At 74.8% G+C, this 13,534-nt stretch carries 14 protein-coding genes and 1 pseudogene; 5 read left to right on the forward strand and 10 right to left on the reverse strand.

Annotated elements, in window-relative coordinates; all coding sequences use genetic code 11:
* Both B1205_RS30710 and B1205_RS01855 read right to left on the reverse strand, forming a co-directional pair.
* The coding region (locus tag B1205_RS30710) for an ROK family transcriptional regulator (RefSeq protein WP_254909639.1) at positions 1–721 on the reverse strand (721 nt) is incomplete at its 3' end.
* Between the two features lie 50 nt (positions 722–771).
* Entirely contained in the window at positions 772–3,135 is a 2,364-nt protein-coding gene (locus B1205_RS01855; protein ID WP_089154023.1) for a TIM-barrel domain-containing protein, read from the reverse strand.
* 114 nt (positions 3,136–3,249) lie between these two features.
* Between B1205_RS01855 and B1205_RS01860 the strand changes: the two genes are divergently transcribed.
* Both B1205_RS01860 and B1205_RS01865 read left to right on the forward strand, forming a co-directional pair.
* Complete coding sequence (locus B1205_RS01860; protein ID WP_089154024.1) at positions 3,250–5,259, forward strand: beta-galactosidase; 2,010 nt, start codon at positions 3,250–3,252, stop codon at positions 5,257–5,259.
* A 65-nt stretch (positions 5,260–5,324) separates the two neighbouring features.
* Entirely contained in the window at positions 5,325–5,873 is a 549-nt protein-coding gene (locus tag B1205_RS01865; protein ID WP_089154025.1) for a GNAT family N-acetyltransferase, read from the forward strand.
* A 4-nt stretch (positions 5,874–5,877) separates the two neighbouring features.
* Here B1205_RS01865 and B1205_RS01870 read toward each other — a convergent pair whose 3' ends face one another.
* Positions 5,878–6,273: a YkvA family protein gene (locus B1205_RS01870; protein ID WP_089154026.1), complete on the reverse strand. Its 396-nt coding sequence runs from the start codon at positions 6,271–6,273 to the stop codon at positions 5,878–5,880.
* A 149-nt stretch (positions 6,274–6,422) separates the two neighbouring features.
* On the opposite strand from B1205_RS01870, the gene B1205_RS01875 reads away from it, so the two are divergent.
* Genes B1205_RS01875 through B1205_RS01885 form a run of 3 tightly spaced genes read left to right on the forward strand, consistent with a single transcriptional unit; the run spans position 6,423 to position 7,941 of the window.
* Positions 6,423–6,890 (forward strand): J-domain-containing protein, encoded by a 468-nt coding sequence (locus B1205_RS01875; RefSeq protein WP_089154355.1) that lies wholly within the window; start codon positions 6,423–6,425, stop codon positions 6,888–6,890.
* A 35-nt stretch (positions 6,891–6,925) separates the two neighbouring features.
* Positions 6,926–7,282 (forward strand): hypothetical protein, encoded by a 357-nt coding sequence (locus B1205_RS01880; RefSeq protein ID WP_089154356.1) that lies wholly within the window; start codon positions 6,926–6,928, stop codon positions 7,280–7,282.
* The gene (locus B1205_RS01885; protein ID WP_089154027.1) at positions 7,282–7,941 is read left to right on the forward strand and encodes a nucleotidyl transferase AbiEii/AbiGii toxin family protein; all 660 of its coding nucleotides are present in this window, start codon (positions 7,282–7,284) and stop codon (positions 7,939–7,941) included. The genes B1205_RS01880 and B1205_RS01885 overlap by 1 nt, the downstream gene beginning before the upstream one ends.
* 20 nt (positions 7,942–7,961) lie before the next feature.
* On the opposite strand, the pseudogene B1205_RS01890 reads toward B1205_RS01885, so the two are convergent.
* From B1205_RS01890 to B1205_RS01920, 7 genes and pseudogenes are all read right to left on the reverse strand, one after another.
* Positions 7,962–8,515 (reverse strand): annotated as a pseudogene (locus B1205_RS01890) (hypothetical protein).
* Positions 8,512–9,291 (reverse strand): class I SAM-dependent methyltransferase, encoded by a 780-nt coding sequence (locus B1205_RS01895; protein ID WP_089154028.1) that lies wholly within the window; start codon positions 9,289–9,291, stop codon positions 8,512–8,514. The pseudogene B1205_RS01890 and the gene B1205_RS01895 overlap by 4 nt, the downstream one beginning before the upstream one ends.
* A 22-nt stretch (positions 9,292–9,313) precedes the next feature.
* A complete protein-coding gene (locus B1205_RS01900; protein WP_254909695.1) occupies positions 9,314–9,760 on the reverse strand; it encodes a nuclear transport factor 2 family protein in 447 nt (148 codons plus the stop codon).
* Positions 9,761–10,195: 435 nt separating this feature from the next.
* Complete coding sequence (locus B1205_RS01905) at positions 10,196–10,654, reverse strand: HNH endonuclease (protein WP_089154029.1); 459 nt, start codon at positions 10,652–10,654, stop codon at positions 10,196–10,198.
* Positions 10,655–10,831: 177 nt separating this feature from the next.
* On the reverse strand, positions 10,832–11,113 hold the full coding sequence (locus B1205_RS01910; protein ID WP_089154030.1) for a hypothetical protein: 282 nt from the start codon (positions 11,111–11,113) through the stop codon (positions 10,832–10,834).
* 39 nt (positions 11,114–11,152) lie between these two features.
* On the reverse strand, positions 11,153–12,619 hold the full coding sequence (locus B1205_RS01915) for a hypothetical protein (protein ID WP_089154031.1): 1,467 nt from the start codon (positions 12,617–12,619) through the stop codon (positions 11,153–11,155).
* A gap of 74 nt (positions 12,620–12,693) precedes the next feature.
* The coding region (locus tag B1205_RS01920) for a TIGR04222 domain-containing membrane protein (RefSeq protein WP_254909641.1) at positions 12,694–13,534 on the reverse strand (841 nt) is incomplete at its 5' end.

A 13,534-nucleotide genomic window follows, 5' to 3' on the forward strand; every position in this document is an offset into this window, starting at 1 on the left:
GCAGCAGCCGGCCGCCGCTGACCAGGCCGGCGCCGACGGCCAGCCCACCGGTGAGGAACACCAGGTCGCCTGTGCCGGCGTACGGGCCGTGGCGCAGCTCGGCCGAGACGGCGAGGTTGGCGTCGGTGTCGACGCCGACGGGGAAGCCCGGGTCACGCAACGCGCGGCGCAGCTCGGCGGCGAGCGGCACGTCCCGCCAGCTGAGCGCCGGCGCCGCCGGCACCGCGCCGTCGGCGTCCACCAGACCGGGCACCCCGACGGTGAGACCGAGGACCGTGCGGCCCGCGCCGGTGACCCGGGTGCTCGCGCGGCGGGCCAGCGCGGCGAGCGCGCGTACGGTTTCGTCCGGGCCGGCGGTGGCGGCGGCGAACGCGCGTCGCCAGGTGAGCAGCCGCTCGCCGGCGAGGTCGGCGGCGACCACGACCAGCTCGTCGGCGCCGACCTGCAGGCCGAGACCGACGTAGCGGGAGCCGTCGAGGACGAGCATGGTGGCCGGCCGGCCCACCCGGTTCTCGGTCAGCCCGGTCTCGCGCAGCAGCCCGTGCTCGACCAGCTCGCCGACCAGGCTGGAGACGGTGGCCTTGTTCAGGCCGGTGCGCGCCGCGACGTCGGCGCGGGAGCAGGGGGCGTGCAGCCGGACGTGACGCAGCACCGCGGCCCGGTTGGCCACCCGCACGTCGCCGAGGTCGGCCGTCTGGAACGACCGGTCGATGCTGATCACGAACTGCCCGCCTCCTGCGCCGCGACCGTCGGGTTCGGCTAAAGCTTAAACTAAATCGGCGCGCCGCCCGCGTGGCGGTGCCCGTCGCCGAACCAGGGCTCGAACGGGGTCACCGGCACCGCTTCGCCGTCGAGCACGACCCGGCGCGGCGCGTCCGCCCCGACCACGCTGACCCGGCGGACGTCCAGCGGCCCGTCCACGCGTACCCGCAGGGTGTCGCCGTCGCAGGTGGCGGTGATGGTGGTGTCGCCGTCGGGGTCGTGCACCACGGCCACGCCGTCGGTGCCGCCCCAGGCGACCAGCGTGACGTCGCGGAACGGTCCCTCGGCGACGGTGGGCGCGGCCGCGACCACCGGGACCAGCGCGCCGTGTCGCACGTACAGCGGCAGCCGGTCGATCGGCACGTCCACCCGCAGGTGCCGGCCGCCGGCGTGGCGTTCACCGGTGGCCGCGTCGAGCCAGTCGTCGCCGGCCGGCAGGTAGACGGCGCGTTGCCCGGACGGGTCGAGCACCGGGGCCACCAGCAGGTCGACGCCGAGGCGGTACTGCAGGTCGGTGGCCCAGGCGGTCGGGTCCTGCGGGGTGTCGACCAGCAGCGCCCGCATCATCGGGGCACCGGTGCGGGCCGCGGCCACCGCCGCCGACCAGAGGTACGGCAACAGCCGGTAGCGCAGTCGCAGCGCCGCGACCGCATGCCGTTCCGCCTCGGGCGGGAAGTCCCAGGGCAGCCGGCTGGTGGTGCCGTGCAGGCGCACCAGCGGTGACAGCGCGCCGAACTGGGTCCAGCGCACGTACAGCTCGGGTTCGGGGGTGCCGTGGAACCCGCCGGTGTCGTGGCTCCAGAACGGCACCCCGGACAGGCCGTGGGACAGCCCGCCGCGCAGCGTGCTGGCCATTCCCGGCCAGGTGGCGTTGACGTCGCCGCTCCACTGCGCGCTGTGCCGCTGCCCGCCCAGGTACGACGAGCGTGCCCACACCGTACGGTGCCCGGCCGCCTCCTCGGTGACGTCGGCGACCACGTCGTTGAACAGCAGCGCGTACACGTTGTGCAACTCGACGCCGGTCATGCCGTTGTGCGCCACCGCGTCGGCGGGCACCCCCTCGGCGAAGTCGGTCTTGAACACGGCGACGCCCTGCGCCAGCAGCGGCCGCAGCAGGCCCTGGAACCAGCGCACCGCCGCCGGGTTGGTGAGGTCCACGATGGCGCAGACCGGGTAGCTGCCGTGCCAGGTGTCCGCGACGTACGTCGTGCCGTCCGGGCGGCGCAGGAAGTAGCCGGCGACCTCGGCCTCGGCGTAGAGCGGGCTGTCGGTCATCAGGTAGGGGTTCATCCACAGGCACACCCGGAAGCCCTGCTCGGCGAGGTCCTTGAGCATCCCGGCCGGCTCGGGGAACGCCTGCTCGTCCCAGCGCAGCTCCGACCAGCGCCCGGCGACCTGCCAGTAGCAGTCCAGGTGCAGCACGTCGCAGGGAATGTCCCGCTCGCGGATCAGCCGGGCCCGCTCCCGCACGCGTTGCTGGCTGTCCGGAAAGAACCCGGAGGAGATCCAGGCCCCGAACGCCCAGCGCGGCGGCAGGTACGGCCGCCCGGTCAGCGCGTCGAGCCGGTCGAGGACCTCCGCCGGGGTCGGGCCGGCCAGCACGTAGTAGTCGAGCAGGTCGTCCGGGACGAGGATCTGCACGCTGCTGTGGGTGCTGGCGCACACGTCGAACTGCACCGGCAGGCCGCTGTCGACCAGCACGCCGTAGCCGCGGTCGGACAGGTAGAACGGCACGTTCTTGTGCGACCGGTCGGACTCGCCGCCGAAGGCGTCGAAGTTCCACATCAGCGGGCGCTGGCCGCGCTTGTCCAGCGGGGTGAACTTCTCGCCGAAGCCGACGAACCGCTCGTCGCCGGGGGCGACGAAGCTCTCGTGCCAGGCCACCGGCTCACCGTCGACGGTGGAGCGGCCCAGCGGCAGGGTGCGCCGCCGGCCGCTGATGTCCCGGGTGCCGCCGTCGCCGGCCAGCAGCAGCCGCCCGTCCGCGGCGAGGAACCGCAGCCCCCACGGGTCGAGGCGGATCTCGGCGACCACCCCGCCGGCGTCCACCCGCGCGTACGCGTCGTCGACGGTGACCTCGGCCGGGTGCGGTCGCGGCCGGGTCAGGGCCAGCGCCCGGACGGAGCGGCCCCGCACGGACAGGTCGTCGGCGAGGCGTACCCGGACGATCCCGTCCCCGGCGGCCTCGACGCGCGCGACCAGCACCCGCCCGGAGGCGCAGGTGACGGCGAGCGTGACGCCGTGCGGGTCAGTCGTCGTCACCCGCGCCCGCACGACGTCGTCGGCGCCCTCCTCGCCGGGGGCACGGACCGGCAGGTCGGGCGGGTCGGCCACGAACGTCTCGTACGGAACCAGGGGCGGGCGGTACGGCATGGGCGTCTCCTCGCGGCGACACGGGCGGTCCCGCCAGTTTCTTTGGAACCACAACTAACTGTCAATGATCGGACCCGTTGACTTCGCTCCTCACCGCTCCCTACTTTGGCGGGGATGACAACTAAAGGGCTCTGGATCGACGGTCGGCTCCGGTACGGCGGGGATTGGAACCCGGAACAGTGGCCGCCCGAGGTGTGGCACGACGACGTCGCCCTGATGCGCGCCGCCGGCGTCGACCTGGTCACCGTCGGCGTGTTCGCCTGGTCCCGCCTGGAACCCGCCCCCGGCCGGTACACCCTCGACTGGCTCGACCGGGTGCTGGACCTGCTGCACGACAACGGCATCCAGGTCGCCCTGGCCACCCCCACCGCGTCGCCGCCGCCCTGGTTCACGTCGGCCCATCCCGGCGCGATGCCGGTCACCGCCGACGGGGTACGCCTGCACCACGGCAGCCGGGACACCTACTGCGCCGCCGCGCCCGCCTACCGCGCCGCGGCCCGCGGCATCGCCCAGGTGCTGGCCACCCGGTACGCCCACCACCCGGCGCTGGCACTCTGGCGCGTGCACAACGAGTACGGCACCACCTGCCACTGCGCGCACGCCGAGGCGGCGTTCCGCCGCTGGCTGCGCGAGCGCCACGGCAGCCTCGACGCGCTCAACGACGCCTGGGTGACCAGCTTCTGGGGCCAGCACTACGCCGACTGGGCGCAGGTCGGCGCGCCCCGCGCCACCCAGTACCTCGCCAACCCCGGCCAACTGCTCGACTTCCGCCGCTTCTGGTCCGACACCCTGCTGTGCGCGTACACCGAGCAACGGGACCTGCTGCGGGCGGCGAACCCGGCGGTGCCGATCACCACCAACTACGTGCTCGGCGACTGGGTGCCGGTGGACCACGCCCGCTGGGCGCGCGAGGTGGACCTGGTGGCCGTCGACCACTACCCGTCGCGCGTCGACGGCGGCGCGGAGGAACAGACCGCGCTCGCCGCCGACCTCGCCCGTGGCTGGGCCCGTCACGGCGCCGGCCGCCCCGCACCCTGGTTGCTGATGGAGAGCGCCCCCAACCAGATCCACGTCCCCGGCCGGATGCACACCAAGGAACCAGGACGGATGACCCGGCACAGCCTGGCCCACGTCGCCCGCGGCTCCGCCGGGGTGATGTTCTTCCAGTGGCGGGCGCCGGCCGGCGGCGCGGAACGGTTCCACTCCGCAGTGGTGTCGCACGCCGGCGCGGACACCCGGGTGTTCCGGGAGGCCACCCGCCTCGGCGCCGCGCTCGGCCGGCTCGCCGAGACCACGCCGGGCCGGGTGCAGGCCGCCGTCGCCATCGCGTACGACGCCGCCAGCGGCTGGGCGTTGCGCCACCCCGGGATGCCCCGCGACGGCCTCGACCACCCCGGCGAGGTGGCCGCCGCGCACCGCGCGCTCTGGCACGCCGGCATCACCACCGACCTCATCACCCCCGGCGACCCCCTCGACGGCTGCCGGCTGCTCGTGCTCCCCGCCCTCTACCTGGCCGCCGACGCCACCGTCGACTGGGTACGCCGGCACGTCCACGCCGGTGGACACCTGCTGGTCACCTGGCTCAGCGGCGTCGCCGACACCCACGCCCGGATCCGCCTCGGCGGCTACCCCGGCGCGTACCGGGACCTGCTCGGGGTGCGGGTGGAGGAGTTCCACCCACTCGCCGACGACGAGCGCGCGCCGCTGACCGGCGGCGGGACCGGCCGGATCTGGTCGGAGACGGTGCACCTGACCGGCGCCGAGACGGTCACCGGCTACCTCGGCGGCGTGCTCGACGGCCGTCCCGCGATCACCCGCCACCGGGTCGGTGACGCCCACACCTGGTACGTCTCCACCCGACCCGACCAGGACACCTACCGTCGGCTGCTCACCGATGCGGCCCGGCTGGCCGGCGTCGAGGCGACCTGCCCGGCCGCGCCGCCCGGCGTGGAGGCGGTCCGCCGCCGCGACGGCGACCAGAGCTGGCTGTTCCTGCTCAACCACACCGACCGGACCCAGCGGGTGCCGGCCACCGGGCACGAACTGCTCACCGGCGAACCGGTCACCGACGCGGTGACCGTGGCGCCCGGCGGCGTGGCGGTGCTGCGCGAAGCCCGGCGCTGACCCGCGCGACGCGATCCCGGGGATCCGGTCTCGCGGGCTCGGCGGTGACGCGCGACACTCGGCAGATGTCTGTCGTACTGACCGCCGCCGCCACGCCGACCGCGCCCGGGCTGCTGCTGCGGCCATGGCGCGACGGCGACACCGACGCGCTGCTGGAGGCCTACCGGGACCCGGTGCTGCGCGCCTGGACCAGGCTTCCGGTGACCACCCGCGCCGAGGCGCGCGCGTTCCTGCGCCGCGCCCGGCAGGGCTGGGCCGCCGGCCGCCGGTTCAGCTTCGCGGTGCTGGAGCCGACGCCGGCGGGGGAGTCGCTGGTGGCCTGCGTGGTGCTCAAGGAGGTCCGCCCGGGCCACCCGAGCGCCGAGGTCGGCTACTGGACGGCCGCCCCGGCCCGCGGCCGGGGCGTCGCGCCCCGGGCCGTCGACGCGGTCACCGGATGGGCGTGCACCCGGTTCGCCGCCGGTGGCCTGGCCTTCCTGGAGCTGCTCCACCAGGTCGACAACCCGGCCTCCTGCCGGGTGGCGGAGAAGAGCGGGTACGCCCTCGCCGAGGTGGTGCCGGCCCGCCCGCCGTTTCCCCGCGACGGCCACCGACACGTACGCCGGTTGCCCTGAGCCGTCACCGCCCGGCGGCGCCGAGCAGGCGCAGCAGCAGCCGTGGCTCGCCCGGCCACGCGTCGAGCAGCACCTGGCGGGGCACCTGCCGGCCGGCGTAGCGCAGCGCCAGCGCGACCACGACGATGTCGTCCAGCGGGCCGATCACCGGCAGGAACTCCGGGATCAGGTCGATCGGGCTGGCCAGCCAGAGCCCGGCGACGACGATCGCGATCCGGGCCCGTCGGGGCACCCGGGGATCGCGGCGCAGCCGCCGCACCGTGGTCAGACAGTCGGGCACGAACGCGGCCAGGTCACGCAGGATCCCCGGCGGCAGCCGCCGGGCCAGCAACACCAGCAGCGCCCAGCTCGCCACCAGGCACGCCACCGCCACCCCGAGGCCGACCAGCCAGTCCCGCACGCCACCCGCTCCCACCGGCGGAACACTACGCGCCGCCGGGGAACACCCCGGCGTCCCCGGACGCTGACCACCTCGGGTACGTGGTGCGTCCTCGGACGTCGACCGTCGTCGGAGTTGGCGGATACGGTAGGGAGCGGGAGGTGGCGGGGATGAACGGCTGGAATGCCACGGTCGAGGCGCAGATCCGCTCGGCCCAGGAACGCGGCGAGTTCGACAACCTGCCGGGCGCCGGCAAGCCGATCCCGGGCCGCGAGGTGCCCTACGACGAGAGCTGGTGGATCCGCAGCTTCCTGGAGCGCGAGCAGATCCCGCCCCACCTGATGCTGCCCACCCCGCTGCAGCTGCGCCGCCGCATCGAGCAGCTCCCCGCCGAGGTGCGCGACCTGCCGACCGAGGAGGCCGTGCGGTCGTACGTGGCCGGGCTCAACGCCGAGGTGCTGTCCTGGCTGCGCACCCCGACCGGCCCCCGCGTGGTGGTCCGCCCGGTCAACGTCGACGAGGCGGTACGCCGCTGGCGGGCCGACCGGCAGCGCGTCGCGGCCGTCCCGGCGCCGCCGGAGCCGCCCGCCGAGCCGGCGACCCGGGCTCGCCGCCGGTGGCGCTGGTGGCGTCGCTGACCTCGAAGGCGGGTCAAGGGGATTATTCTGTCCGCATGGACCTGGTTCGCTCCCTTCGCAGCTCAGGTAGGCACCACGAGGCCCGCCCTGGGCGCCGCGCGGTCGTGGCGAACCACCTGAGCGAGCTGAACGGCCCCACCAGCGGGATCGTCGAGCTGCCGCATCGTTTGTTTTGGCAGCCCGACCGACATGTCGACCTCGACCGACCCGGGCTGTTGGCCTGGATGTACGAGACGGTGCTGACGGAGGCCATTCGCATCGAGGAACTGCAGACCTGGCTGCACGGGCCGACCCTCACGCGCCTCTGGCCGGCGCTGTACCTACCTCGCGGTGTCCGCCGCGCCTGGGAGGAGCGCCACCCGGTGCTGCGCGCTCAGGGCATCGCCGCCTGATGCCGCTCATTTCGGATCCGTTTCACCATGACGTCGCCCGGATCGCCCTTGCCGCGGCCGCTCGCCACGGGTTCGCGCTGGCCGGCGGTCAAGCCCTGATCGCTCACGGCGTCGTCGCCCGGCCCACCGAGGACATCGACCTGTTCACCGATATCGACGGCGGCGTCGCAGCCGCCTCTGAGCCGGTCCTCACGGCCCTCGGCGATGCCGGTTTTCAGGTCGACGCCATCGCCGACCCGACCGAGTTGCATGAGGTCTTCTACGGGTTCGATCAGGACATGGTCGAGTTCGAGGTCCACCGCAACGAGCAGGCCGTCCGCGTACAGCTTGTCCGGTTCGCCCGCAGCAGTAGCCCTGTCGTCCTCGACATCGGCCCCGTCCTGCATCTCGACGATGTCATCGGCACCAAGGCTGCAGCCATGATCACCCGGGCTCAACCCCGTGACTACATCGACGTCGCAGCAATCCTCAGACGCTACAGCCGGAATGACGTGCTCGCCAGCGGTCGCCGCGCCGATCCTGATCTCACCGATGACGAGGTCCATGACGCGATCCGACGGCTCGATCGGTTACCCGACACGGTCTTCGCGCTTTACCGCCTGACCTCCGCGCAGATTGATGAGCTCCGCGGTGCCTTCGCCGAGTGGCCCAGAGCGTAGCCGTCCCGCCCGGTGCCGAATCATCCTCGTGCTTCCCGAGCGGCTCGGCTTAGGTCGACGTCCGGTCCGCGCGCGGCCTGCCAGGTCCAGGCGGTCCGTCGCGGCAGCTCACCCAGCGGGGCGCGGCCGGTCAGCCAGAGCAGCACCGGCGCCGGGTCACCGGCGGGCGCGTCGGGGAAGAGCCGCCGCACCACCCCGGCGCACAGCTCAGCCGGCGGCGACCAGCTCAGGTCGAGCCCTCGGGTCACGTCATGGGTGTGCAGCAGGATCTCGGCCACACCCATCGCGGCGAAGCCGGCCGGATCGCAGGGACCCCAGTGCCAGGCCCGGTCGTCCGGGTCGGCGGTGTCCACCACGGCGGCGAGCACCCCGGCGGCGGCTGCCGCCACGGACAGCACCTCGACCGGTGACGCGTCGGCGCGCACCCGCAGGTCGAACGGGAGATAGCCGTCGGCGGGGCGGCCGGCCACCTGGCCGGNAGGTCCCCGGCGCGGACCGTCCAGTCCCGGGCCGCCACCGGCAGCAGCACGGCCGTCATCGCCGCGGCGGCGCGGCGGACGTCCGTGCCGTTCACCGGCGTCGTACGCGCAGCACGCAGGTCAGCATCGGCAGGGTGAATTCGCCGTGCGCGGTCTCCGGCCGGCTCGCCAGGAACGCGCGGATCCGGCCGAGCGCGGCCGCGCGTTCCGCCTCCGGCATGACCAGCATCCCCGCCCGGGTGGCGAGGGTCGCCACCAGCGAGTCGGCGGTGCGTCGCTGCCCGTGCGGGAACTCGGCCTGCTCCGGCGAGCCGAACCGGGCCGGCGCGTCGGTCTTCGGCAGATGCATCCGGGCGGTTTCGACGCGCCAGGCGGCGGGCGTGTCCCGGGGGCCGACGGCCGCGCTGCCGCTGACCTCGGCCAACCCGGCGACCCAGTCGACCCGGTCGTCGAGGACGTTCCACAGGCCGGCCAGGACGCCGCCGGGGGCGAGGACCCGGGCGATCTCGGGGCCCGCGACGGCCATGTCGAACCAGTGCATGGCGTTGCCGGCGAGCACGGCGTCGACGGACGCGTCCGGCAGCGGGATCGCCTCGGCGCTGCCGGGCAGCGCGCGAATCCCCGGCAGCGCGCGCCGCAGCTCGGCCAGCATCGCCGGGTCCGGCTCGACCGCGGTGACGTCCGCGCATACGGCCGTCACCGTGGCGGTGAGTTTGCCGGTGCCGGCGCCGAGGTCGAGCACCCGGGGACCGGGCGCGGTGTGCAGGGCCCAGCGCACCGCGGCCTGGGCGTAGTCCGGGCGGTGTTCGGCGTATGCGGTCGCCGCCGCGCCGAACGACGACGAGTGCCGCAGCCGGCTGTCCGATGCCATCCGGTGTGCTCTCCCGTCCGCCTCAGCGTGCGCTGTCGCCGCCGGCCAGCGCCGCCATCAGGGGCAGCGGGTTGATGTAGTCGCGGTACGACACGATCTGGCCGTTCCGGACCCGGAACACCGCGATCACCGTCTGCGTGAACGGCGCGGCGGTCGCGACGACGGCGCCCACGGCCTCGTACTCCACGACGACCACCTCGGGATCGGTGGTCTCGTGGGTCACCACGGCGCGGTGCTCGTGGACGGTGATCAGCGTCCCGGCCGTCTCGGTGAGGTGCCGGCGGATCTCCTCGTGCCCCCGCACCCGCCCAGGAACGCCCGCGGGCCGGAACGGCCACTCGATGTATCCGTCCGGGGCCATTGACGCCACGAACGTGTCGATGTCCTGTTCGCGGCCGGCGCGCAGGACCCGCTCGACGACCTCCCGCGACGACGTCGCCACCGACACCTCCGAAGTTGGACCGGGCAGGACGGCACAACCGTAGTACCGATCACGCCCGACCGGCGCCCCCTACCCGGTCGCTGATTAACGAATTACCGGTTACATCAATCCTGCAAAGGGCAGGGCAAAAGCCGCGAATCGACGGTGCATCATAATGACAGTTCTTGTGCGTAAGGCTTTACGCTGGTGTACACGCGATCAGAACAAGCGGGTCCACGGTGCCTGACCGTCGCGACGAACGCGATGGCGTGCTCGTCCGCGGAGCACCGCGGTATCGGTTGACGTCGACGGCGAACTCGCCCACCTCGACACCGACGGCCACCAGCCACAGGCCGTCACCGGTTCGGGCGCGGGCGAAGCGACGCGGGGNGATGGTCAGACCCGCCGCCTGGTCCCACTCAGGATCACGGGAGCAGGATGGGCCAGCCCCCACAACCTCGTCGGACGACCGGGTTACCCGAGTCAGGGGCGATAGCCCGCCCTCGCGGCGGCCACCTCGGCGGCGCGCCGCTCGCGCCACCGTCGCTGAGCGTCGCCGTTGCAGCGCCGGCACACCTTCCGAAACCGACCGGTGGCGGGGTCGACCTCCCGGTCGTGCCCGTTACGACAGGTCGGTCGCTGGTGACGCTCCCGGCAGTTGTCGGCGTGGCTGAGCTGGCGCAGGTGGCTCGGCTCGATGCAGTCGGGGACACCGCAGTCGTGATGCACTTCGAGGTCCGGCCGGTAGCCGCCGACGAAGACCACGTACGCGGCGATGTGCGCCCACGCCCGGCCAGCGAGCTTCTGGTGCGCCCCGCGCCGGTCGCCGTAGCCGCGCACGACCAGGCAGCCCGAGGGCAGCCGCTGTGACCGGGCCAGCAGGTAGGCCCGCAGCGACTCCTCGGTGAAGTGCCGGGACAACCCGGTCACCTGCGACAGCATGGCGCGAGCATAGGACAGCCGGCGCGCCAGTCGGACATGCGTGCGGCCCCCGGTGGACGCCACCGGGTTACGGCCCCCACGCCTCGCGCCGCTGAAGGTGCCCGGGTTCCGGGTGGGCCTTCGACGCCGGGACGACGCTCATGACGCCGGGCAGGGGACGGCCGAGCCCGCGCGGGGTCAGCCTCGGGCGTCGGGGTCGGGGCCGAGCGCGTCCTCGGCGGCCCGGCCGCCGGTGCTCTCGTCGCCCTGCCGCAGCGAGCTGCGGGGCAGCACAGCCAGGTGCGCCGGGTCCTCGATCGGCTGGTCGGGCCAGTCGTCGGAGGTGCCGTCGGCCAGCCCGGCCCGGCGCAGCACCTCGACCAGCTCGTCGTGCGACAGCCGATCGGCCTGCGGGATCCCGGCACCGCGCGCCATCGACCGCAACGTCTTCAGGTCTTCGTTCGCGAATGTCTCGGCCATGTCCGGGCCTTCCCGTCGCGCCGGACGAGGAAACCTGTCTCAGGCCCGGGCGCCGCCGAGGCCGAGAAGCACGGCCAGGCCGAGCGCGCTGCGCGGCGCGTACGGGATCCGCCACAGTCCGCCGTGCGCCGCCGCGTACGCTTCGTCCCGCCACGGGTGGTCCTGCGCCGGCCCGCCGCCGGTGCGCAGGTCGTGCACGAGCAGCGCGGCCATCAGCGTGTTGCTGGTGGCCGGCTCGAACACCTCGACGCCGAAGCGGTGCGCGCCGGCGTACGCGGCGGCCAGCGCGCGGTTGCGCAGCACGGAGCGGGTGCGGGTGGGTGGCGCGACGGTGAACGACACCGTGGTGCCGGCGTCACGGGCGACCGCCGCGCGCCAGCGTTGCAGCCGTTTGGCCAGCGCGTAGTTCGGTCCCTGCTGGGGCACCAGGCTGTCGTTGATCCCCGGGTCGGCGTCGGGTGGGTAGTTGCGGCGCAGCAGCCGGCCGCCGGAGATCAGCCGCAGTGACCGGCGGGTCGCGCCCCGGGCGGCGTACCCGCGTTCGGCGTGCGCGACGGCCTCGCCGGGCACCGCGTACACGTCGGTGGGGGTGGCCAGGAACGCCAGCGCGGTGTCCGGGCGTTGCCGGGTCAGCTCGGCGGTGAGCGCGTCGACGGCGGTGGCCACCCGCACGTTGGTGGCGCCGTCGGCGTAGACGTAGTTGCCCAGCACGAGCCGGCCGTCGAGGCCGGCCAGCCAGCGCGTGACCTGCGGCAGCCGGTGCAGCAGGTCCGCGCCGGCGGCGGTGAGCGCCGCGTCGTCGTCGCCGGCGTCGGACGGCACCGGCAGGTGCAGCCGGCCGCCGTGGCGTCGTGCGGTGTGCAGCACCCGCCGCCAGATCTCCGGGCGGGGCAGGTCGAGCGCGACCACGTCGCCGCCCCAGCGCAGCACCGACGGCAGCGGGCCCATCTCGGCACCCGCGCCGAGCACCACGATCCGCTGGTCGCGCAGGTCCAGCCAGTCGGGGTTGGCCAGCACCGCGCCGACCGCCTCGGCGCAACTGGGCTCGATCACGCCCGCGTGCGCCCAGGCGTCGAGGCGGCGGCGCAGGTCGTCGCCGCGCAGGCGTTGCCCCCGGTACGGCAGGGACAGCTCCCGATCCACCGGCCCGGTCCCGGTGACGGTGGCGGTCCGCAGTGGCGGTTGCGGGTCGGTCGAGGTGAGCGCCGCGTCGAGCGGGATGTCGACGCCGCCGCCGGGTGGGGCGTACCGCATGCGGCTGTGCAGCGCGGCGAGCCCGTCGCGGGCGATGGTGAGCGCGGCGGCGCGGGAGAGCAGGCCGGCTTCGACCAGGCGGCGGAAGTGGGTGAGGTAGCCGCGCCGCCAGTCGGTTTCGTGCTCGGCGGAGCGGGCGCCCACCGGGTCGACCGCGCGCAGCGCGTCGGCGACCACGGCGCGGCCCAGCGCGGTCGTGCTGCGCCGGCCGTCCGCGGTCGCGGGGAACACCACCCCGGTCGGGCCGTCCACGGTCCACCTCCTGCTCGGCAGTTGTGGGGCCACTCTGCCGCACCGGCGGCCGCGGCGCGCGTCGAGGGGGCCGCTCAGCGGTGGGCGGGTCGGCGCTGCGGGCGGGGACGGTCACGCTCGGGGTCGACGCCGACCTGCACGGCGAAGGCCGGGTCGACGGCGAGCAGCGGCCGGGGGCCGAACAGCGCCATGGCGGTCAGCAGCGTGTCGGTGTCCCGGCCTGCCCAGGTGGGGCGGCGCTCCGGGTCCAGGTCGGCGTGCTCGCGTCGCAGCTTCCGCAGCAGGCGGCGGGCGGCGGCCCCGGTCTCCGGCACCTCGGTCAGCCACCAGCCGCCCAGCGCGGTGGCCAGGCAGCACAGCAGCAGCCCGGCGACCGAGGCGGGGCCGCCGGCGGACCGTTCCTCGACGGCGCTGTCCACCAGCCGGGTCACGCCGACGGCGGCGACCGCGAACAGGGGAAGGGTGCCCAGCGCGATGCGCCGCCGCTGCGCCGGGGTGAGCAGCCAGCCGTCGCGGACCAGCCGGCCGACCATCCGCCGTAGCGCCCGCGCGACGTCGGGGTCGGCCAGGACCGCGGCCCAGGTCTGCGGCCGGCGCAGCGCGGTGTGCAGGGCGCGCACCAGCGCGGCCGGTCGGGGCGGCGGTGGGCCGTCGGCGTGCAGGACGGCGAGTTCGCCGACGGTCACCCCGCCGGCGCGGCGCAGCGCGGCCACACCGACCTGGCAGGCCAGCAGCGCCCGGTCGGTGAGGTACGCCAGTTCGACCCGGTCGGGTGTCGCGCCGCGGGTCCGGCGGCCGGTCGACTCGCGTACCGCCAGGGCGACCGCGACGGCCACGACGACCGCGCCCAGGTAGTCGAGGAGGAAGATCGGCCCGCTGACACCCCAGAGCATGGCGACAAGTATGCGGGTCGGG

Origin of the sequence: Micromonospora sp. NBS 11-29, assembly GCF_002140155.1 — a bacterium.
Taxonomy (GTDB): domain Bacteria; phylum Actinomycetota; class Actinomycetes; order Mycobacteriales; family Micromonosporaceae; genus Micromonospora.